The 21,518-nt window shown below is 70.5% G+C and carries 14 protein-coding genes; 4 read left to right on the forward strand and 10 right to left on the reverse strand.

The window, feature by feature from the left end:
- Positions 1 to 392 precede the first annotated feature (392 nt).
- The gene (locus tag ACFVUT_RS11925; protein ID WP_389661064.1) at positions 393 to 1,448 is read left to right on the forward strand and encodes a biotin/lipoate A/B protein ligase family protein; all 1,056 of its coding nucleotides are present in this window, start codon (positions 393 to 395) and stop codon (positions 1,446 to 1,448) included.
- 179 nt (positions 1,449 to 1,627) lie between these two features.
- On the opposite strand, the gene ACFVUT_RS11930 is transcribed toward ACFVUT_RS11925, so the two are convergent.
- Positions 1,628 to 4,144, reverse strand: a complete 2,517-nt coding sequence (locus ACFVUT_RS11930) for a SpoIIE family protein phosphatase (RefSeq protein WP_389661063.1) — start codon at positions 4,142 to 4,144, stop codon at positions 1,628 to 1,630.
- A 516-nt stretch (positions 4,145 to 4,660) separates the two neighbouring features.
- Complete coding sequence (locus ACFVUT_RS11935) at positions 4,661 to 6,136, reverse strand: amidase (RefSeq protein ID WP_389661061.1); 1,476 nt, start codon at positions 6,134 to 6,136, stop codon at positions 4,661 to 4,663.
- A 406-nt stretch (positions 6,137 to 6,542) separates the two neighbouring features.
- Between ACFVUT_RS11935 and ACFVUT_RS11940 the strand changes: the two genes are divergently transcribed.
- Positions 6,543 to 7,316 carry a hypothetical protein gene (locus tag ACFVUT_RS11940; RefSeq protein WP_389661059.1) on the forward strand — a complete coding sequence of 258 codons (774 nt, stop codon included), beginning with the start codon at positions 6,543 to 6,545 and terminating at the stop codon, positions 7,314 to 7,316.
- Between the two features lie 114 nt (positions 7,317 to 7,430).
- Here ACFVUT_RS11940 and ACFVUT_RS11945 read toward each other — a convergent pair whose 3' ends face one another.
- The 5 genes from ACFVUT_RS11945 to ACFVUT_RS11965 all read right to left on the reverse strand — a co-directional run bounded on the left by ACFVUT_RS11945 (position 7,431) and on the right by ACFVUT_RS11965 (position 15,293).
- Positions 7,431 to 8,969, reverse strand: coding sequence for an NCS1 family nucleobase:cation symporter-1 (locus tag ACFVUT_RS11945; RefSeq protein ID WP_389661057.1), 1,539 nt, complete (start codon positions 8,967 to 8,969; stop codon positions 7,431 to 7,433).
- A gap of 128 nt (positions 8,970 to 9,097) precedes the next feature.
- Positions 9,098 to 10,117 carry a TIGR03842 family LLM class F420-dependent oxidoreductase gene (locus ACFVUT_RS11950; protein WP_389661055.1) on the reverse strand — a complete coding sequence of 340 codons (1,020 nt, stop codon included), beginning with the start codon at positions 10,115 to 10,117 and terminating at the stop codon, positions 9,098 to 9,100.
- 244 nt (positions 10,118 to 10,361) lie between these two features.
- Positions 10,362 to 11,762 carry a dihydropyrimidinase gene (gene hydA / locus ACFVUT_RS11955; RefSeq protein WP_389661053.1) on the reverse strand — a complete coding sequence of 467 codons (1,401 nt, stop codon included), beginning with the start codon at positions 11,760 to 11,762 and terminating at the stop codon, positions 10,362 to 10,364.
- A gap of 444 nt (positions 11,763 to 12,206) precedes the next feature.
- The gene (locus tag ACFVUT_RS11960) at positions 12,207 to 13,586 is read right to left on the reverse strand and encodes an NAD-dependent succinate-semialdehyde dehydrogenase (RefSeq protein WP_389652304.1); all 1,380 of its coding nucleotides are present in this window, start codon (positions 13,584 to 13,586) and stop codon (positions 12,207 to 12,209) included.
- 12 nt (positions 13,587 to 13,598) lie between these two features.
- Complete coding sequence (locus tag ACFVUT_RS11965; protein ID WP_389652341.1) at positions 13,599 to 15,293, reverse strand: thiamine pyrophosphate-dependent enzyme; 1,695 nt, start codon at positions 15,291 to 15,293, stop codon at positions 13,599 to 13,601.
- 257 nt (positions 15,294 to 15,550) lie between these two features.
- Here ACFVUT_RS11965 and ACFVUT_RS11970 point away from each other — a divergent pair, with 257 nt between their 5' ends.
- Positions 15,551 to 15,739 carry a hypothetical protein gene (locus ACFVUT_RS11970; RefSeq protein WP_389652301.1) on the forward strand — a complete coding sequence of 63 codons (189 nt, stop codon included), beginning with the start codon at positions 15,551 to 15,553 and terminating at the stop codon, positions 15,737 to 15,739.
- Between the two features lie 187 nt (positions 15,740 to 15,926).
- Here ACFVUT_RS11970 and ACFVUT_RS11975 read toward each other — a convergent pair whose 3' ends face one another.
- Entirely contained in the window at positions 15,927 to 16,844 is a 918-nt protein-coding gene (locus ACFVUT_RS11975) for a LysR family transcriptional regulator (RefSeq protein ID WP_389652298.1), read from the reverse strand.
- Positions 16,845 to 17,026: 182 nt separating this feature from the next.
- On the opposite strand from ACFVUT_RS11975, the gene ACFVUT_RS11980 reads away from it, so the two are divergent.
- The gene (locus ACFVUT_RS11980) at positions 17,027 to 18,910 is read left to right on the forward strand and encodes an alkaline phosphatase family protein (RefSeq protein WP_389652295.1); all 1,884 of its coding nucleotides are present in this window, start codon (positions 17,027 to 17,029) and stop codon (positions 18,908 to 18,910) included.
- Positions 18,911 to 19,026: 116 nt separating this feature from the next.
- On the opposite strand, the gene ACFVUT_RS11985 is transcribed toward ACFVUT_RS11980, so the two are convergent.
- Positions 19,027 to 20,313: an aspartate aminotransferase family protein gene (locus ACFVUT_RS11985; RefSeq protein ID WP_389652292.1), complete on the reverse strand. Its 1,287-nt coding sequence runs from the start codon at positions 20,311 to 20,313 to the stop codon at positions 19,027 to 19,029.
- Entirely contained in the window at positions 20,310 to 21,152 is an 843-nt protein-coding gene (locus ACFVUT_RS11990) for a nitrilase-related carbon-nitrogen hydrolase (protein WP_389652289.1), read from the reverse strand. The genes ACFVUT_RS11985 and ACFVUT_RS11990 overlap by 4 nt, the downstream gene beginning before the upstream one ends.
- Positions 21,153 to 21,518 lie beyond the last annotated feature (366 nt).

Genomic DNA, 21,518 nt, shown 5'->3' on the forward strand with positions numbered 1-21,518 from the left:
GACCTCGTCGACTACGGCGTCGTCGGCGACCTCTTCCAGGTCGTCCCCCAGCTCACCGACGAGATCAAGTCCCGCAAGGGCTGACCCCGACCAGAACCCGCACCCACACCCTCCCCGCCCCGACCCTCCGGGGCATCCGGGTCGCACCGGGCCGGCCGTCCGGCCCGGCCATCTCGCCGACGCATGAGTGCCGTTGACCCGGCACGTGAGTGCCGTTGACCGGGCATGCCCTCTGGTTGAGCCGTTCCGACGCGTGCGACCAGCGGCGGCCCACGACCGTCCTCATCGGCAGTGCGGGGCGCAGCCACGGTGCGGATTAAACCATCATGCGGTGGCGTTGTTGGTCTTCAGTGCCGATTCGTGGAGGAGTCGGACGGAACGGAGGCATGGCTGTGCACGGTGAGTACAAGGTCCCGGGCGGCAAGCTCGTCGTGGTGGATCTGGACGTCGAGGGCGGGGCCCTGCGCAACGTACGGGTGGCCGGGGACTTCTTCCTCGAACCCGACGAGGCGATCCTCGCGATCGACGCGGCGCTGGAGGGTGCCCCAGCCAACACCGACACCGCCGGTCTCGCCGCCCGGATCGACGCGGGTCTCCCCGCCTCGACCGTGATGTTCGGTCTCACCTCCGAAGGCGTCGCTGTCGCCGTACGCCGGGCCCTGGCACACGCCAGCGAGTGGAGCGACTACGACTGGCAGCTCATCCACGAGGCCCCGCAGTCACCCGCGCTCCACATGGCGCTCGACGAGGTCATCACCGCCGAGGTCGCCGCGGGTCGGCGTCCGCCAACGCTCCGGGTGTGGGAGTGGGCCTCGCCCGCCGTGATCATCGGCAGTTTCCAGTCGCTGCGCAACGAGGTCGATCTCGCGGGCGCCGCACGCCACGGCATCACGGTCGTGCGCCGCGTATCCGGTGGTGGCGCCATGTTCGTGGAGCCCGGCAACACCATCACGTACTCGCTCTCCGTCCCGGACGCGCTCGTCTCGGGCCTGTCGTTCGCCGACAGCTACGCCTACCTCGATGACTGGGTGCTCGCCGCTCTCGGCGACATGGGCATCAAAGCCTGGTACCAGCCGCTCAACGACATCGCCACGGAGGCCGGAAAGATCGCGGGCGCGGCTCAGAAGCGCGTGGTCGGCGGGGAGGGTGCTGTCCTGCACCACGTGACCATGTCGTACGACATCGACGCCGACAAGATGCTGGACGTGCTCAGGATCGGCAAGGAGAAGCTCTCCGACAAGGGCACCAAGAGCGCGAAGAAGCGCGTCGACCCGTTGCGCCGCCAGACCGGGCTGGCGCGTGAGGCCGTCATCGACCGGATGATCGAATCCTTCCGTGCCCGGCACGGCCTCACGCCGGGAACGGTGACGGACGAGGAGATGGCCCGGGCCGAGGAGCTCGTGCGTACGAAGTTCGGCACCGAGGAGTGGACCGCGCGGGTGCCGTGAGCGGGGCCTGAGCGCAGTGCCCGTGCCCCGTGGACGGCACTGTGCCCCGTGAGCGGGGCCTGAGCGCAGTGCCCGTGCCCCGTGCACGGCACTGTGCCCCGTGAGCGGAAGCTACGCGGAGTCAACGGAGTGGGCGGGGTGGTGCCGGTGGCGTGGACGGTTGTCCGGAAGCGGTGGCGTCATGTCGTCTCCCTCGCCGGGAGTTCCTGCTCGGTCCAGATGATCTTGCCTTCCGGTGTGTAGCGGGTACCCCAGCGGCGGGTGAGCTGGGCCACGAGGAAGAGGCCGCGACCGCCCTCGTCCGTGGTCCTCGCATGCCGCAGCCGCGGCGAGGTGCTGCTGGCGTCGGAGACCTCGCAGATCAGGACGGACTGGCGCAGCAGCCGCAACCGGATCGGGCCGTCGGCATGGCGCAGCGCGTTGGTGACCAGCTCGCTGACGATCAGCTCAGTCGTCATCTCCAGCTCCTCCAGGCCCCAGCTCTTCAGGACGCGGGCGGCGCGGGACCGGACGCCGGCGACGGCTGCCGGGTCGGACGGCACGTCCCACGAGATGACGTGGTCGGGACTCAGCGCGTGGGTGCGGGCAAGCAGCAGTGCGACGTCGTCGGGCTGCGGTACGGGGAGCAGTTGTTCCACGACCGTCGTGCACAGGGCGTCGAGGGGGAGTCCGCGCTGGCCCAGGGCGCCACCGAGGCGGGACATCCCGAGATCGGCGTCCCGGTCCCTGCCTTCGATGAGCCCGTTGGTGTACAGGCCGATCAGGCTGCCTTCGGGGAGTACGACTTCCGCCGTCTCGAAAGGCAGCCCACCCAGGCCGAGCGGTGGTCCGGCGGGCAGGTCGGGGAAGCTGACGCGCCCGTCCGGGGATACGACGACGGGGGGCGGGTGGCCGGCTCGCGCCATCGTGCAGAGCTGGGTGACCGGGTCGTAGACGGCGTACAGACAGGTGGCGCCGAGCACGGTCGTGCCGCTCGCCTCGCCCTCGGGTTCCTCGTCGCTCAGGCGGAGTACGAGGTCGTCGAGATGGGCGAGGAGTTCGTCGGGGGGAAGGTCCATGTCTGCGAGGGTGTGGACCGCGGTACGCAGCCGGCCCATGGTCGCCGCGGCGCTGATGCCGTGGCCGACGACATCGCCGACGACCAGGGCCACCCGGGCGCTGGACAGCGGGATCACGTCGAACCAGTCGCCCCCGACACCGTCCTTGGCGTCCGCCGGGAGGTACGAGGAGGCCACGTCCAGGGCCATCCCTCCGGGCAGCATGTGCGGGAGGAGGCTGCGCTGCAGTGTCAGCGCCGCGGCGTGCTCGCGGGTGTAACGGCGGGCGTTGTCCACGCACACCGCCGCCCGTGCCACGAGTTCGCGGGCGGGCGACACGTCGTCCGGCTCAAAAGGGGACTGGTTCACCGAGCGGACGAAGGTGGTCAGGCCGAGCACCGTGTCCCGGGCCCGCATGGGTACGGCGATGAGGGAGTGCAGTCCGAACTCGTGGAAGGTGGCGGCCCTGGCGGGCTGCTCGACCGACCACAGGTGCCTGACGGCTTCGAGGACCGGGATCAGGACGGGCTCGCCGTCCCTGAGGAACCGGACGTCGTGGGGCGGGGGCAGGGAGTCCACCATGTCCCCCACCTGGTAGACCGCCTCCGGGCAACCCTCCCGTACCGAGCTCATCCCCGCGCGGCGCATCGTCGGCCGGGACAGCGTGTCACCGCGACCGGTAGGGGGACCTGCCGTACCGGAAGGTGCCGTGCCGGAGGGCCAGGGGCCGGGCTCCTCCGGACTGGCGACCGGCTCCAGCAGGTCGACGGTGACGAAGTCGGCGAACCGCGGCACCGCGAAGTCGGCCAGTTCCTGGGCCGTGCGTATCACGTCCAGGGTGCTGCCGATGCTGGCGCCCGCGTCGTTGACCAGGGCCAGGCGCTGCTGGGCCTTCCACCGGTCGGTGACGTCGAGGACCATGTAGCAGATGCCGGAGACGGTGCCGTCGCCGTCGGTCAGCGGGAAGAACGAGCTGGAGTAGGCGTGCTCACGCTGCGGGTCGGCCCAGCTCCAGCCCCGGTACTCGTAGTCGATGACGGGAACCCCGGTGTCCAGCACGCGACGCATCAGGGTCTCTATGGCGTCGGCCTCCAGCCCGGGAAGCACGTCGCTCAAGCGGCGGCCCACGCGCTGCTCCCTCGGAACACCGCCGACGCGTTCCAGGGTGTCGTTCATCCAGACGTAGCGCAGCTGCGGGCTCATCACCGCCATTCCTATCGGTGAGCTGACCACGAACGCGTCCAGGACGGACTGCCCGACGACCCACTCCGGCTTCCGTTCGCGTCCGGAGACCAGGAAGCACTCCCGGCCGTCCAGATGGAAGGAGGCCGAGACCCGCAGGTCCACTTCGATCCGCCGGCCGTCGCACCGCCGTACCTCGGTGGTACCGCTCCACCCCGCGCCCGCACGGCACCGCTCGGCGATCCGCGCCACCCGTGCCGGATCCTCGGACGTCGCGAGAAGGTAGCCGGCGGACCGCCCGACCACCTCGGTCGCGCCGTAACCGAGCAGGTCATGTGCGCTGCGCGTCCAGCCGAGCACCGTTCCGTTGACGGCGACCACGGCGGTCGCGTCGTACGCCGTGGCGACGGAGTAGTGGGGGAGGCTGGGCTGCGACGGTTCGGCTCCGGGCGCCGACTGCGGGCCTGCGGACGCCATACTGGTCACCACCCATCCACTCGTTCCCGTCCATGATCCTGCCTTCGGCGCTCCGGTGCGAACGTCCGCAACCGGGAACCGGGTGGGTGGAGCTCCGCCGTACCTCTTCAGGGGCGGGGTTCGCGCGGAGTGGCGAGGCCCGGTGCGCGGGCGAGGAGGACGGACCGTGCCCGGTCGCGGACGCCTGGTTTCCCCATGGCACGGCTGATGCGCGTCCTCGCTGCGAACGGGCGGATCACCCTGTGCGCGGCGGTCTCCTCATCGGTGCGACCACCGGCCCCGAGCGCGCCGGCTTCGCGGTCCCGGCGGGTGGGTGTCTCCGGACGCAGTGGTCCGGTCGGGTGGTCCGGCCGCGAAATTCGCCGATCAGCCGATGGGTGGCGGTGACAGATGACGGCGGCGGGTCCGACAGGTGACAGCGGCGGGCTGCGTGACAGGTGACGGCAGCGAGTCCGACAGGTGACAGCGGCCGTCGGCGGTAGCAGGTGACGGCGGCGGGCGGGGGCCGGTAACGGGTCAGCGCCCGCCGCCCGGACCGGCGGACGGGGACGGCTCGGGAGGCCGGTGCTCGTACCAGCGGCGGTCGGCCTCCAACTGGGCGGCGAGGGAGATCAGCCGTTCCTCGCTGCGGGACGGCCCGAGCAGCTGGGCGCCGACGGGCAGCCCGTCCGAGGTGAACCCGGCCGGCACGTTGATACCGGGCCAGCCCAGTACGTTCCAGGGCCAGGCGTACGGGCACGCTTCGGCCATCGTCACATCGGTGCGCCAGGCGCTGAGGCCGTCGAACCTGCCGATCGGGGGCGGCGGCAGGGCGGTCGTCGGGGTGAGCAGCACGTCGTAGCCGACGTCGGCCCGCGGGGTCCGGAAGAACGCGCCGATCCTGCGATGCTGGCGCACCTCCCGTTCCCGGGCCGCCCGCACCACCCGGCCGCCGAGCCGGGTGCCGGTCCGCAAGGCGCTGCGGGTGCGCGGGTCGAGGAGGGCGGGGTCGGGGTGGCGGGCGGCGAGTTCGGCGATCCCGACGGTGGCGCGGGGGACGAAGCCGAGGCCGATCAGCCCGTAGCGGGGCCTGGCCTCCTCGACGTCGTGGCCGAGGCGGGCGAGGGCTTCGGCCAGTGCGGCGACGGCCCGCCGCACGTCGGGGTGGGGCATGGAACCGGTGAGGGTGAGCGGGGGGCGCCAGGCGAGGGCGATGCGCAGTCGGCCCGGGTCGCGGCGGGCGGCGGCCGATGCCTCGACGGGAGGCGGCCGGTGCGGATCGTCGGGATGGGGCCCCGCGACCGCGTCGAGCAGCAGGGCGGCGTCGGCGACGGTCCTGGCCAGGGGGCCGTTGACGGTCAGGCCCTGGAAGGCGTCGCTCTGCGGGTGGACGGAGATCCGGCCGCGCTGCGGCTTGATGCCGACAAGATGGGTCCAGGCCGCGGGGATGCGGACGGACCCGGCGCCGTCGGAGCCGAGCGCCGCGGGTACGAGCCCTGCTGCCACGGCCGCCGCGGAGCCGCCGGACGAGCCGCCGGGGGTGTGTCCGGTGTTCCAGGGATTGCGGGTGGCGCCGAAGGCCGGGCCCTCGGTGAACGGCCACTGGCCGAGTTCGCAGGAGTTGGTCTTCCCGACGATCACGGCCCCGGCGGCCCGCAGTCTGCGTACGGCCTCACTGTCGGCGGTCGCTGCGGGCAGATCGCCGCCGCAGCCGAAGTAGGTCGGCATCCCGACGACATCGGTGTCGTCCTTGACGGCCACCGGTACGCCGAGCAGGGGCAGCCGCTCCCCCGCCGCGAGCCGGCGGTCGGCCTCGGCGGCCTCCGCGAGGGCGGCCTCGGCGCGCAGGTGCCGGAAGGCGTTGAGGGTGCCCTGGCTCGCTTCGATACGGCTCAGGGCCGCGGACACCTGCTCGACCGAGGTCGTACGCCCTTCGGCCAGCTCCCGTGCGCTGCGGGCCAGCCCGGTCGGGCCGGCCGGTTCAATGGTTTCGACGGCTTCCGTGGAGGACATCGGCTGCCTGCCTTCCTCGTATCGGCCGGTGCGAGCCCCGGCACCAGTACGCCACAACGAACGTACCGGACAGTAACGAGTAGTGGGCAGTCCGCTCAACCGTTCGGTGGACGGCGATCGAGGAGCGAGGGCCGGTCCGCCACGAAGGACCTGTACGACGCGGTGCTGCTCGCGGAGCACCGTCCGCCCCGGCTGTCTCCCCGTGTGCCACGTACCGTGCGCGGACCGCACGCGGAGGGGTTCACGGCCGGGACGGTGCCGGACTGACTGGTGGTCCGCGCGGCGGCCGACTCCGCCGCGCGACCCGGTCCGACCCGTCGTACGCTCGGAAGGATCGAATCGCACACCCGAACAGGCCAGACATCGCACACCTGAACGGGCCCATCGGGCCCTTCGAGGAGGCGCCGTGACCGGCCGACTCATCGGCACACGCCAGTCCGTCCGGGCGGCGGTCTTCGCAATGGGACTCACGAGCGGCATCGTCTTCGGCGGTCCCGCGCACGCGGACAACGGCATCGACACGTTCTCCGCCCAGCAGATCGCCGACCGTTCACGGGACGCGCTGCGGAGCGTCCGCTCCCTGCACGTCAGTACCCGTGGACACACCGGCGACGGCCGGCCGGCGCCGGCCCTGGATCTCACGGTCGACCGGGACGACAACTGCAACGGTTCGGTGGACCTCGGTGACCACCAGGGGTCGGCCCGCATCGTGAAGCGCGGCGACGACGTCTGGGTGAAGCCGGACGGGGACTTCTGGAAGAGCCAGGTTCCGGACGGCGGCCCGGCCTTCGCAGCGATCCTCCACGGGCGCTACATGAAGGGGTCGGCCGACGACCCGAGACTTCGCGACCTGGTGAGCGCATGCGATCTGAACACCTTCCAGAGCCTGGTCACCGACATCGCCGACAACGACCGGGGCACCCTGAACAAGAGCAGGAAGACCACGCTCGACGGGGCTTCGGTGGTGCCGCTCACCAGGCTCAGGGACGGCAGGACGCTGACGATGTACGTGGCGGCCACGGGCAGGCCCTACCCGCTGCGGGTCACGATGCGGGGCGATGGCGCGAACGCGGCCGTGAGCTTCTCGGCCTTCGACAAGCCGGTGCCCACGGCCACGCCGCCGCCCGACGAGACCTTCGACATCAATGCCCTGCTGAGCCGCTCGACGTCCCCGGTGTGACCTCGGAGCACCCGCGTCTCCTCGCCCGCGGCACAGGCGAGGAGAGGGGCCCTGTCTCCTCGCGTGAGTCCGCGAACGGTGTGCGGAAGCGGGTGCGGACCAACGGCTGCGCGGCTACGCCCTTTCGCGTCTGCCCGCCATCAGCGACAGGTACACGACGAGCGACGCCCCGAGCCCCACAGCCCACCCGTAGTCCGCGAGCGGCTTGAGGAACGGGATCAGCCCCTCGGTCGGGAACGGCCCGGCCCTGTCGCCCTTCGCGTCGAGCGTCGAGTACGACCCGCCGACCGCGAGCACGCTCCCGACCGCGAACGCCACGACGGCCCGCCAGTTCCAGCCCGCCCGGTACCAGTACCGCCCGTCGGCCACGTACAGATCGGCAAGGTGCAGCACGGTCCGGCGGATGATCCAGTAGTCCGCGATCAGGATCCCGGCGACCGTGCCGAGCAGCCCGCCGACGACACCCAGCCACGTGAAGATGTAGAGCTCGGGCGTCGACGTCAGCTTCCACGGCATGACCAGGACGCCGATCACGCCCGTGATGATGGCGCCCGTACGGAAGTTGATGAGTTTCGGAGCCAGGTTCGCCAGGTCGTACGCGGGAGAGACCACGTTGGCGGCGACGTTCACGGAGATCGTCGCCACGAATACGGTGATGAGCGCGAAGAGCAGACCGAAGACGTTGTCCGTCTTGCCGGCCAGCTCCACCGGATCCCAGATCGCCGCCCCGTAGACCTTCTCCGAACCCGCCGTCACCAGCACCGACATCAGCGCGAACGCCGTCATCGTCGTGGGCAGGCCCAGCGTCTGACCCCACACCTGGGCCCGCTGCCCCTTGCCGAAGCGTGTGAAGTCCGGAATGTTGAGGCTGAGCGTGCTCCAGAAGCCGATCATCCCCATCAGGCCCGGGAAGAAGACCTTCCAGAAGTCCGCTCCCCATCCGACCTTCGACGGCTCGTGCAGCAACGGGCCGAAACCGCCCGCCTTGTTCGCGATCCAGATCAGCAGCACCACCGCGCCGACCAGGACGAACGGCGCGGCCCAGTTCTCGAAGCGGCGCAGCGTCTCCATACCCCGGTAGATGATGGCGAGTTCCAGGACCCAGAAGATGACGAAGCACAGCCACAGGGTCCACGGATAGCCGCCGATCTGCCCGGCGTCCGCCCATCCCCCGAAGATCTTCCCCAGCAGGACGAAGATGCCCTGGCCGCCGATCCAGGTCTGGATGCCGAACCAGCAGCAGGCCACCGCGGCCCGCACCATCGCGGGGAGGTTCGCACCGCGGATGCCGAAGGAGGCACGGGCCAGGACCGGGAACGGTATGCCGTATTTCGGGCCCGCGTGGCCCGTCAACAGCATCGGCAGGAGCACGATCACGTTCGCCAACGCGATCGTCAGGACTGCCTGCTTCCAGTCCATGCCGAGTGCGACCAGGCCGGAGGCCAGGGTCCAGGAGGGGATGCAGTGGGCCATGCCGATCCACAGGGCCACGAAGTTGTAGGTGGTCCACCGGCGTTCGGCGAGGGGGACGGGGCGCAGATCGTCGTTCGCGTAGCGGCTGCCGGACGGGTAGGCGTCGGCGGACAGGTCGATGCCGACGCCTCCCGTCGGCAGGGGCGACGACGACGGTGGGGAGGGGACGGTGTCGGTCATGGGCAGTCCGTTCGATGAGGGGCCCTTTGAGGGGCCCTACGGTGGACGGGGAAACAGGGCGGCCGTGCGGGTGCCGTGAACTGCCGTGCCAGATGGGGATGGTGCCGACGGGCTGGGTAAGCCGCCGGTCATGAGGTCAGTGCGGGGATGACGTGTCGTCCGTACGCGTCGATGGTCTCCTCCTTCGCGTCGTGCATCGCGTACACCGCGAACTGGTCGACGCCCAGCTCCTTCAGGGCGCGCAGCTTCTCGACCTGTGCCGACGGCGGGCCGATCAGGCAGAAGCGGTCGACGATCTCGTCGGGGACGAAGTCCGTGTCCGGGTTGTCGGCGCGGCCGTGGTGGGCGTAGTCGTAGCCCTTACGGGCCTTGATGTAGTCCGTCATCTCCTGCGGGACCATCGACGACTCCGATCCGTACTTCTCCACCAGGTCCGCGACGTGGTTGCCGACCATGCCACCGAACCAGCGGCACTGTTCGCGGGCGTGCGCCAGCGCCTGCGGGGAGTCGTCCTCCGTCACGTATGCGGGGGCCGCCACGCAGATCTTCAGCTGCGACGGGTCGCGGCCCGCCGCCGTGGCCGCGTCGCGCACCGCCTTGACCATCCACTCCGTCAGGTACGGGTCCGCGAGCTGAAGGATGAAGCCGTCGGCCTCCTCGCCCGTCATCTTCAGGGCCTTGGGGCCGTACGCGGCCATCCAGACGGGTACTTCGGCGCCTTCCCGTACCCACGGGAACCGCACCGCCGTGCCGCCGAGGTCCGCCTCCTCGCCGCGGCCCAGGGCCCGGATGACCTTCATGGCCTCGCTGATCCGTGCGAGCGTGTTCGGTTTGCGGCCGGCCACCCGCATCGCGGAGTCGCCGCGGCCGATGCCGCAGACGGTGCGGTTCCCGTACATGTCGTTGAGCGTGGCGAAGGTGGAGGCCGTCACCTCCCAGGTGCGTGTGCCCGGGTTCGTGACCATCGGGCCGACGATCAGGTGGTCCGTCTCCGCCAGGATGCGGCTGTAGATGACGAACGGCTCCTGCCACAGCACGCACGAGTCGAACGTCCACCCATAGGTGAAGCCTGCCGATTCGGCGCGCTTCATCAACTCCACGACCCCTGAGGCCGGAGGGTCGGTCTGCAGGACGAGTCCGAAGTCCATGGAAAGCCCCTTACTGATCAAGTCCGGAGACAGCGGGCCGCAGTCGACACTGCGAACCGCTGAACGATCGACGCATGCTGGGTCCGTGCCCGGCCGGTGCCGCGAACGGCCGCACCGCCCGCAGCTCTCGACGTGCGGGACCGGCCGGTGCCGTGACCGGAAGGGTTCACCGGCTCGTGATGCCCGGCGAACCGTTCCGGTCACAGCACTGGTGCGGGGAGGAGCACGAGTACCGCGAGGGGCACTAGTCCAGGTACTGGCAGGTGGCCCGCGGGGTGTACCTGCCGTGACCGGCCCGACCGGTGAACTTCCTTTCGTCAACGACGACTTCACCGCGTGACAGGACCGTCTCGACCTGGCCGGTGATGCGCTTCCCCTCGTACGCCGAGTAATCGACGTTCATGTGATGGGTCTCGGCGGAGACGGTCTGTTCGGCCGCGGGGTCGTAGATGACGACATCGGCGTCGGCGCCCGGGGCGATGGTGCCCTTCTTCGGGTAGAGGCCGAACATCCGGGCCGGGGAGGCGCAGGCGATCTCGATCCAGCGGCGGCGCGAGATGTGGCCGTCCACGACCGCCTGGTGGAGAAGGTCCATCCGGTTCTCCACGCCCGGCATGCCGTTGGGGATCTTCGAGAAGTCGCCGCGGCCCATTTCCTTCTGGCCCGAGAAGCAGAAGGGGCAGTGGTCGGTGGAGACCACCTGGAGTTCATTGTTCCTGAGTCCCCGCCAGAGTGCCTCCTGGTGTTCCTTGGGACGCAGAGGGGTGGAGCAGACGTACTTCGCGCCCTCGAAGTCGGGCTCGGCGAGGTTGTCCGTGGAGAGGAAGAGGTACTGCGGACAGGTCTCGCCGAAGACGGGATAGCCCTTGTGGCGGGCGGAGGCCAGCTCGGCGACGGCCTCGTCGGCGGAGACGTGCACGACGTACAACGGGGATCCGGCGACGCGGGCGAGCTGGATGGCGCGGTGGGTGGCCTCGGCCTCCAGCGCCACCTTGCGGACGTCGCCGTGGTAGCGCGGGTCGGTGCGGCCCTCGGCCAGCGCCTGTTCGACGAGGACATCGATGGCGATGCCGTTCTCCGCGTGCATCATGATCAGGCCGCCGTTGTGGGAGGCCCGTTGCATGGCGCGCAGGATCTGGCCGTCGTCGCTGTAGAAGACGCCCGGGTAGGCCATGAACAGCTTGAAGGAGGTGACGCCCTCCGACACGAGAAGGTCCATCTCCTTGAGCGAGGACTCGTTCACATCGGAGAGGATCATGTGGAAGGCGTAGTCGATGGCGCAGTTGCCGTCAGCCTTCGCGTACCAGGCGTCCAGCCCTTCGCGGACCGGGCGGCCCACGGACTGGATGGCGAAGTCGACGATCGTGGTGGTGCCGCCCCAGGCGGCCGCGCGGGTGCCGGTCTCGAAGGTGTCGGCTGCGTAGGTGCCGCCGAACGGCATCTCCATGTGCGTATGCGCGTCGACACCGCCGGGGATGACGTATTTGCCGGTGGCGTCGATCCTCCGGTCGGCGCTCCAGCTCTCGGCCGCGTCGGTGTCGTGCGCCGCGAGGGCGGCGATGCGGCCGCCCTCGATGAGTACGTCGGCATGGATTTCGTCGGACGCGGTGATGACGAGACCACCGTGGATGACGGTGCGGCTCATGTACCCCTCCTCACTGGCGGAATGGGTCTACGCACGTAGACATGGTGCGTGGTGAAGAACGTAGAAGTGGGTTACCCACTGTGGCAATACCGCTGCGGCTAACCGCTGAAGACGTTTCTGTTTCACCTGCCTGGCACTCCACCGGCCCACAGCGCGACACGGCGCGGCGCCGTTCCCGAGTGGGGGAACGGCGCCGCGCCGTGTCGTATACGTATGCCCTGCGTCCGACGGCGGGTCGGCCGGGGCCGGTCCGGTGCCGGGGCCGGGATTGGTCGGGTGCCGGGATTGGTCAGGTGCCGGGATTGGTCAGGTGCCGGGCTCGGTCAGGTGCCGGGCTCGGTCAGGTGCCGGGATTGGTCAGGTGCCGGGATTGGTCAGGTGCCGGGCTCGGTCAGGTGCCGGGCTCGGTCCGGTGCCGGGCTCGGTCCGGTGCCGGGCTCGGTGTCAGCGCTTGACCCTGATCAGCTTCCGGTTGGCGAACTCGTCCATGCCGTACCTGCCGAGTTCACGGCCGATGCCGGACCGCTTGATCCCTCCGAACGGCAGCTCGGCGGCGGTGCCGGGGGCGTCGTTGATGTACACCATCCCTGCTTCGAGACGGTCGGCGACGCGCAGTGCGTGCTCCTCGTCGTCGCACTGGACGACCGCGCCCAGGCCGTAGGGGCTGTTGTTGGCGAGGGCGATCGCGGCTTCCTCGTCGGCGACCCGGTGGATGACGGCGACCGGGCCGAACAGTTCCTCGCGGAAGGCGCGCATCCGGTCGGTCACGCCGGTGAGGACCGTGGGTGCGTACCAGGCGCCGGGGCGGTCGATGCGGTGACCGCCGGTGAGGACGGTCGCGCCGTGCGCCACCGCGTCGTCGACCTGGGACGCGAGCCCTTCCACAGCGGCGGAGGAGGAGAGCGGGCCAAGGAAGGTGGCGGGGTCGGTGGGGTCGCCCGGCTCCAACGCCCTTACGGCGGCGGTGAACTGCTCGACGAACGCGTCGTGCTGCTCGTCGACGACGATGATGCGCTTGGCCGCGTTGCATGCCTGGCCCGCGTTGCCGAACCTGCCGATGACGGCCTGCCGCACGGCACGGGACAGGTCGGCGCCGTCGAGGACGAGGAAGGGATCGGAGCCGCCCAGCTCCAGGACGACCTTCTTCAGGTGCCGTCCGGCGATCTCGGCGACCGCGGCCCCCGCCCGTTCCGAGCCGGTCAGCGACACCCCCTGCACCCGCGGATCCCCGATGATCCCGGCCACCTGCTCGTCGGAGGCGAAGAGGTTGATGTACGCCCCCGTCGGCAGGCCCGCGTCGTGGAAGATCCGCTCCATGGCGAGCGCGGACGCGGGACACTGCGGGGCGTGCTTGAGCAGGATCGTATTGCCCAGCATCAGGTTGGGCGCGGCGAAGCGGGCGACCTGGTAGGAGGGATAATTCCACGGCATGATCCCCAGGAGCGGTCCGATCGCCTCCTTGCGGACGACAGCGGTCCCGCCCCCGGTGCCGGGCAGTTCCTCGTCGGCGAGAAAGGCGGCGCCGTGGTCGGCGTAGTAGCGGTAGATCGATACGACGATGTCGATCTCGGCACCGGCCTGCGCGGCGGGCTTGCCCATCTCCTGAGTGATCAGGGCGGCCAGTTCGTCCCTGCGCGCGGCGTGCAGATCGGCGACGCGGTGCATCAGGGCGGCCCGGTCCTCGACGGAGCGCCCGCGCCAGCCGGTCTGCGCGGCGGCGGAGTCGGCCAGGGCCCGTTCGATCACGGTGTCGGTGGCCCCGGGGTATTCCCGGACGGTTGCCCCGGTGGCCGGATCGACGACGGCGTACTGCGTGGTGGTCATGCGCGTGCTTCCTTACGGCAGGGGGATGTTCTGGTCGACGACGACGTGGATGACGGCGGGCCGGCGCTCCTGCGTCACGGCCTTGAGCGCCCGCTCGACGGCCGCGGCCGCCTGTTCGTCGGCGGTGACGGTCTCCCCGTGGGCGCCGAAGGCGGCGGCGTAGGCGGAGAAGTCGGGATTGGCCAGCTGAGTGCCGCTGATCCGGCCCGGATAGTGGCGCTCCTGGTGCTCGCGGATCGTTCCGTACTGCCGGTTGTCCATCAGGATCACGAGGAAGGCGGCGCCGTACTGCACAGCGGTGGCCATCTCCTGACCGTTCATCAGGAACTCGCCGTCGCCGGCGATGGCGACGGTCAGCCGGTCCGGGCTCTCCAGCGAGGCGGCGAGGGCGGCCGGGACGCTGTAGCCCATGGAGCCGTTGCGCATGCTGAGCTGGCTGGGGAAGACCCGGGTCGGCAGATAGCGCTGGGCCCAGATGCAGTGGTTTCCGGCGCCGAAGGTGTACACGGCGTCGTCGGGGAGGCGTTCGACGAGTTCGGCGACGACGCTCGTCATGTGGGCGGTGCCGGGTGCGGTCGCCGGGAGGCCGGCGCCGGTGCGGACCTCCGCGGGCAGTACGGCGTGCCGGGCCTGCTCCTCGCGGGCCTCGGAGGCCCACCGCGTCCATGCGGGGTGCCCGGTCAGGTCGAGGCCGGCCAGGGCCTCGGTGAAGGTGTCGGGGGCCGCGAGTATCTGCCGGGTGAGGCCGCCGCTGCGGCCGCGCAGCGAGGTGTCGATGCTGGCGACGACGGTGGTGGACGACGGTGACTGGCGCAGGGTGTAGCCGTCGCTGGGTACGTCGGTCAGTACGCCGCCGACGCAGAGCAGCAGGTCTGCCTCCTCGACCCGACGGGCCAGCGAGTCGAGCCGCCCGTATCCCAACTGGCCGGCGTTCACCGGCGAGTCGAAGGGCACCCGGTCGGAGGCCCGCCAGTCCTGGGCCACCGGAATGCGGTGGCGCTCGGCGAAGGCGGTGAGCCGGGCGGCGGCGCGCGGGGTCCAGCGGGGGCCGCCGGCGAGGATGAGCGGACGTTCGGCGCGGACGAACAGCTCGCGCAGCTCGTCGAGTTCGGCGGGAGCGACGGCGCCGTCCGTCACCGGAAGTGCCGGGTGGAGCTCCGGCGGCGCCGGGCGGGTGATGATGTCCTCGGGAAGCCCGACGACCACGGGCCCGGGACGGCCCGAGCGGGCGGCGAAGAAGGCCTCGGCGACCAGTTCGGAGGCGCGTTCCGGCTGGTCGAGGAGGAGGACGCGCTTGACCTGCGTGCCGAACCAGGCGCGCGGGTCGAAGTCCTGGAAGGCTTCACGGTCGCGGTGGTCGCTGGGGATCAGGCCGACGAACAGGACGAGTGGGGTGGCGTCCTGCCAGGCGGCGTGGACGGCCACATAGGCGTTGGCGGCGCCGGGGCCGCGCGTGACCATGGCGACGCCGGGCTCGCCGGTGAGTTTTCCGTGCGCTTCCGCCATGTAGGCGGCGCCGCCCTCGTGGCGGCAGACCACGGTGGTGATGTCGGAGTCGCGCAGCCCGTCGAGGAGGTCGAGGTAACTCTCGCCGGGGACGGCGAAGACCCGCCGGACCCCGTGCAGGGCAAGGGACTCGACGATGGCGTGACCGGCGGAGCGGGTACGGGCGAGGTCGGAGCCCGGATGTGCGGAAGCGGGTGACATGACGGTCACGGACGAGTCCTTCGGGGAGATGCTGAGCGGCTGCGGAGTGGATGCGTTCAGGCAGGTCCCGTCAGTATCGGAAGACATCGACCATGCCGTCCAATACACAAATGGCAGCTAGACCATAACCAATGGGCATGGAGGCTGAGTGGCCTACGCGCAGCCGCCCAGCGGGGGGGATCCGACGGGCGACACGGGACCGGTCCGGGGCGCGGGCAGGGTTCAGTTCCGCGGTCCACGTCGCCGGACGACTCACCGTGAACGGCGCACACGACGCCGTGCTGCGGCTGAGGACGACCGGTGAACTCACACCACTGCGCCGCTTCACCGAGCAGGACGACCGCAAGGTCGAGGCGATCGCCTTCCTGCGCGGCGGACAGGCCCTCTGGGGCACGGACGACGAGAACCACGGCGGCTGGGTGACGTTCGACCGCGTCACGCGGTAGGCCACAGAGGACTGTCCGGACGGAGCCGGCCGCCTTCGCACGACCGTCGCGCCGGCTTTCACGGAACCGGCCGCTTTCATACGACCGTCGCGCCGGCTTTCACGGAACCGGCCGCTTTCATACGACCGTGGCGCCGGCTTTCACGGAGCCGGCCTCCTCCGTACAACCGGCCGCCGCCACAGGGCCGTCAGGGCCGCGGGGGCGCCGGGATCACGGCGTCCCCCTGCCCCACGAGGAAGTCCCGCAGCCGCACCGCCGTCGCGCGAATGGTGTCGGCCGCGAAGTGCCCCGGCAGCCAGGCCACATGGAGGGGCACCTGAAGCACCTCCCCGCGCCCGGCCGTCGCTGCCGTGATCCACAGCGCGTGCGCCCCGTACCGCGGCAGGTCCGTACTGATCCCGATCCCGTGCCCCGCCACCGCCAGGGCCTCCACGGTCGGACCGTCCTCGCATTCGGTCAGCCGTTCAGGTGCGAGATGTGCCGCGCCGAGCGCGTTGTCGAGTACGGCGCGGCTGACGCTGGAACGCGAGTGGGCGAACAACCGGTCGCCGCAGATCTCGTCGAGGCCGATCTCGGTGCGGCCTTCCTCGGCCCACGGGTGGTCCGGGGCGACATGCGCCTTCAGCGGAGTGCCGCCGAGGTCGACGGTCTCGAAGCCCTCGACCATCGGCGTCGGCGACACGATGAAGTCCGCCTCGTCCAGGAGTTCGTCGTTGAGCGCGAAGTGGCCGGCCTGCCGGGTGAGGAGGGGCGGATCCTCCGGCCCCGTCGTGGCGATGAACGGCGCGAGGAAGCCCCGGATGGTGGCCGCTGTGGCGGCGACCGTCAACTGTGCGACCCGCCCGGAGCGCAGGCCCTCGACCGCGGCCTCCATCTGGCGGGTCTCCGCGATGACACGACGGGCCAGGGGGACGAAGGCGCGCCCGGACGCGGTCAGCACCAGCCGGTTGCCGCGCGGCTCGAAGAGGGTCATGCGCACCTCGCGCTCCAGCGTCTTGAGCTGACGGCTCAGCCCCGGCTGGGCGACGTGGAGGGTGGCCGCGGCGGAGGTGATGGTCCCGGCCTCGACGACGGCGAGGAAATACAGGAGGCGCCGGTAGTTCATCGGCCGATGATAGCGACGCTGAAAGATAACGAACCGATCACGGGTCTGGTCCAAATTTTCGACGCGGTTCATGCGCTCGCCCCGTGCGCGGCGTGGTCCGATCACCCCCGGTGGCGAGTCTCGAACGCATCACCGGGCGCCTTTGCCCGCCCGGTGCCCACTGACCGATCCGGGAGGATCACGTGTCCCTGCCGCGCTCCGCGCGTACGGTACTGGCCGCCGCCACCGTCGCCGCCGTAGCACTTCCGTTCGCCACCACGACCGCCCACGCCCGGGCGGGAGCCGCCGACGCCGCCCCGTACGCCGGGCTGCCGTCCGGCACCAAGCAGGCGAAGACCCTGGTCATCGGTATCGACGGCGCCACCTTCGACGCCTTCGCACGCGCCGATGTGCCGCATCTCGAACGGTTGATGACCGAGGGCCTGACCGCTCGAAGCAATCTGTACGCCGATCCGATGGCCCCGACCGTCTCCGGCGCCGGCTGGTCGTCCGTCGCCACGGGTGTCTGGCCCGACAAGCACAACGTGAAGGACAACAACTTCACGGCCCCGAACTACGAGCGGTACCCGGACTACGCGACCCGGCTGGAGACCGCCGACCCGGACACGTCGACCCTGGTCGTCGGCACCTGGAGCCCGGTTCCGCAGATCGTCTTCGGCGCGAAGACCGATCTGCGGATCGCGGGCGGCAACGACGAGGGCACCACCGCCAAGGTGGAGGACTACCTCGCGCACGGCAACCCCGACTCCACCTTCGTCCACCTCGACGACGTCGACGGCGCCGGTCACAGCTCGGGCTCCGCGAGCGATGCCTATCTCGCGGCCCTGCACACCGCCGACGCCCAGGTCGGCCGACTGCTCGACGCCGTGGCCTCGCGCCCGACGTACGCCGACGAGGACTGGCTCGTCGTCGTCACCACCGACCACGGCCACACCCCCACCGGCGGCCACGGCGGCAACACCCCGCTGGAACGCGGCACGTTCGTGATCGCCCGGGGTGCGGGCATCGCGCCCGGTTCGGTGCGCGACGACGTCAAGATCACCGACATCGCGCCCACGGTCCTGGCCCACGAGGGCGTCGCCACCGACCCCGCCTGGAACCTCGACGGCACCTCGCTCGCCGAGCTGAAGCCGGACGCCTTCGACGCGCTGCGCGGCTCGCTCCGCACGCGCGTGGACGAGACCGGTCTGCCGGCCGACACCAAGGGGTGGACGAACACCGCGCCCGACGGCTGGTCCATCGACAACGCGAAGATGCCGGCGGGTGGCGTCACCGAATGGCGCGGCTGGTCCTTCGCGACCGACGGGTTCTGGACGAACACCGAGCGCGGTCAGGGCCGCGAGACGAACGTCCGCGCCCGCAATGTGTTCGCGGTCGCCGACTCCGACGAATGGGACGACAAGCCGCACGACGCCGGCCAGTTCGACTCCACCCTGGTCAGCCCCGCGTACCCGCTGAACGGGTCGGCGAAGGCGACCGTCTCGTACGCCACGGACTACCGCGTCGACGGTCCGCAGACCGGCGATGTGTACGTCGCGTACGACGACGGCACCCCGCAGCTCGTCGCGTCCTACCGGAGCAACGCCAACACCGTCGAACATCTGGAGCTCGCCGTCCCGGCCGGCGCGAGGACGGCCCGGTTGAGCTTCCGATACACCGGCACGAACAGCGCCTTCTGGACCGTCGACCAGGTCGCGCTCACCCAGCCCGCCCCGCCGTCGCAGCTCGCCGTCACCTCGCTGAAGGCCGACACCCAGCTGCTCGGCCGGCCCGGCTCCGACGCGGCGTGGAAGGTCACCTCGACCGGTGTGGTGAAGACGGCGCAGGGCAAGCCGGTCAAGGGGGCGAAGGTCACGGCCGAGCTGACGGCCGGTGGCAAGGTGCAGCGGCTGACCGGTACGACGAAGAAGGACGGCTCGGTGCGCTTCAAGGCGACCCTGCGACAGGGTGTCGCCGAGGCCGCGCTGACGATCACCGACGTGCGCTACCGGGATCTCGCGTACTACGGCGAACTGGACGCGGTCCGCACCCTGGCCCTCACCCGCCCCACCGGCCACCGAGGCTGACGACCGGCCGGGCTCCGGAGACATCGGCCGGGGCCCGGCCGTGACATCGGTGTGACGCGGCGGGGAGGGCGGGCCGTCCGGCCGCCCTCCCCGCCCCCGGATTCACGCGCCGCCGCTCATACCGCCGCCGTTCGAAGAGCCTCGGCCAGGATCCCGGCGCCTTCCTCCGCCTCCGTGATGGTCAGCGAGAGCGGCGGTGCGATCCGCAGCACGCTGGTGTTGTGGCCGCCGCCCTTGCCGATGAGCAAGCCGCCCTCCCGGGCCGCTTCGAGCACGGCGGTGGCTGCCGCCGGATTCGCCTCGTCGGTACCGGGCTTCACCAGCTCGATGCCGATCATCAGGCCCCTGCCGCGCACTTCCCGGACCAGCTCCGAAGCCGCGCCGATCGCACGCAGCCGCTCGATCAGCAGGCCGCCGACGCGCCGGGCGCTGCCCTGCAGGTCGTGTTCGAGGAGATACGAGAGGTTGGCGAGCCCGGCCGCCATCGTGACCGGGGAGCCGCCGAAGGTCGAAATGGAGTTGGCGTCGAGGCAGTTCATGACGTCGGCGCGGGCGACGACGCCGCCGATCGACATGCCGTTCCCGATGCCCTTGGCGAAGGTGAGAACGTCCGGCGGTCCGTTCTCGCCGTGTGCCTGCCAGCCCCAGAAGTGTTCTCCGGTGCGGCCCCAGCCCGTCTGCACCTCGTCGGAGATCCAGAGGACGCCGTGGCGGTCGAGCACCCGGCGGAAGGCCGCGTACAGACCGTCGGGCGGCGAGGTGAACCCGCCGACGCCCTGGATGGGTTCGGCGATCAGGGCAGCGGGTTCACGCGTGTGGCCGAGCAGGTCCTCCAGGTCCGCCACGCACGCCGCGATGAACTCGGCGTCGCTCAGGTGCGCGTACGGCCCGCGGGTGCGGACGCCGCCGTGCACGTACAGCGTCTGCAGCGGGGACAGACTCGTGGGCGACCATGCGTTGTTACCGGTGATGGAGACCGTGGAGAAGGATCTGCCGTGGTAGCTGTTGCGCATCGCGAGGATCTGGTTCGACCCGCGGTACGCGGTGGCCAGCAGCAGGGCCGTGTCATTGGCCTCGGTACCGGAGGTGGTGAAGAAGACCCGCGCGTCCGGGATGCCGGAGAGCGTGGCGATGCGCTCGGCCAGCTCCACCATCGGCCGGTTGAGGTAGAGCGTGGAGGAGTGGATGATCCGCCCGGCCTGCTCGCTGACCGCCTTCGTCACCTCGGGCAGGGCGTGGGCGGTCATGGTGGTGAGGATGCCGCCGAAGAAGTCGAGGTAGCGCCTGCCGTCGGCGTCCCAGACATGACGGCCCTCGCCGTGGGTGATCTCCAGGGGGTTCTTGTAGTAGAGCGCCAGCCAGTCGGGGCTGACGGCCAGATGGCGTCGGTGCAGGCTGCTCACGGCTCCACCAGACCTTCGTACGCGTCGGGACGGCGGTCCCGGTAGAACGCCCACTGATTTCGGACCTCGTCGATGAGGCCGAAGTCGAGGTCGCGTACGAGGAGTTCCTCCTCCTTGTCGCTGGCGACCTCGCCGACGAACTGGCCGCGCGGGTCGACGAAGTAGCTGGTTCCGTAGAAGTCGTTGTCGCCGTACTCCTCCTGGCCGACGCGGTTGATCGCGGCGATGAAGTACTCGTTGGCGACGGCGGAGGCAGGCTGTTCCAACTGCCAGAGATAGCTGGAGAGTCCGCGCGAGGTGGCGGACGGATTGTAGACCAACTGAGCCCCGTTGAGGCCGAGTTGCCGCCAACCCTCTGGGAAGTGGCGGTCGTAGCAGATATAGACACCGACCTTGCCGACGGCGGTGTCGAAGACCGGCCAGCCGGCGTTTCCCGGCTTGAAGTAGTACTTCTCCCAGAACCCCTTGACCTGCGGGATGTGGTGTTTGCGGTACTTGCCGAGGTAGGAGCCGTCGGCGTCGATGACGGCCGCGGTGTTGAAGTAGAAGCCCGACTGCTCGACCTCGAAGACCGGCACGACGATCACCATGCCGGTCTCACGGGCGAGTTCCCGCATCCGCCGGACGGTCGGCCCGTCCGGGACGGACTCGGCCCAGCGGTAGTGCTCGGGTTCCTGCACCTGGCAGAAGTAGGGGGCGTTGAACACCTCCTGGAAGCCGATGATCTTCGCGCCCTGTCGGGCGGCCTCGCGCGCATGCTCCTCATGCTTGGCGATCATGGATTCGGTGTCGCCGGTCCAGGTCGCCTGGACAAGTGCGGCGCGAACGACTTGGGACATGAGCTGCTCCTTCGACGCGGCGTCAGAGAGCCTCTACGCGTTTCTACGCCCGTAGATGCGTGCGTAGAGGAGAACGTAAGCCCCGCCCCACAGCGGGGCAAGACCATCGCCGTGAACCGACGGAGTCGATCATGTTTCACACCCGTGCGGTCCACACGTTCGTTCACACTCGATCACTCACGCTCGATCGCTCACGCTCGGCGCGGAAGGCAGTGGCTGCCATGATGGCAAGCGCCGTCGACCGGGCGCGCTCGCCACGCCGAGTCGACCACCACGGCCCGGCACGGCGGCCCGGCGTGAGGCGAGCCGCCCGGCAGTCGGTACCCGACGACCGGCCTGCCGACGACCGGCCTACCGACTCCCGGC

It is taken from the genome of Streptomyces sp. NPDC058051, assembly GCF_042885475.1.
Lineage (GTDB): Bacteria > Actinomycetota > Actinomycetes > Streptomycetales > Streptomycetaceae > Streptomyces.

Coding starts and splice junctions, on each gene's coding strand:
- ACFVUT_RS11930 (WP_389661063.1), bottom strand. CDS start 4,144: ATGGCGTCCGCAGGCCCGCAGTCGGCGCCCGGAGCCGAACCGTCGCAG.
- ACFVUT_RS11935 (WP_389661061.1), bottom strand. CDS start 6,136: ATGTCCTCCACGGAAGCCGTCGAAACCATTGAACCGGCCGGCCCGACC.
- ACFVUT_RS11945 (WP_389661057.1), bottom strand. CDS start 8,969: ATGACCGACACCGTCCCCTCCCCACCGTCGTCGTCGCCCCTGCCGACG.
- ACFVUT_RS11950 (WP_389661055.1), bottom strand. CDS start 10,117: ATGGACTTCGGACTCGTCCTGCAGACCGACCCTCCGGCCTCAGGGGTC.
- hydA (WP_389661053.1), bottom strand. CDS start 11,762: ATGAGCCGCACCGTCATCCACGGTGGTCTCGTCATCACCGCGTCCGAC.
- ACFVUT_RS11960 (WP_389652304.1), bottom strand. CDS start 13,586: ATGACCACCACGCAGTACGCCGTCGTCGATCCGGCCACCGGGGCAACC.
- ACFVUT_RS11965 (WP_389652341.1), bottom strand. CDS start 15,293: ATGTCACCCGCTTCCGCACATCCGGGCTCCGACCTCGCCCGTACCCGC.
- ACFVUT_RS11975 (WP_389652298.1), bottom strand. CDS start 16,844: ATGAACTACCGGCGCCTCCTGTATTTCCTCGCCGTCGTCGAGGCCGGG.
- ACFVUT_RS11990 (WP_389652289.1), bottom strand. CDS start 21,152: ATGTCCCAAGTCGTTCGCGCCGCACTTGTCCAGGCGACCTGGACCGGC.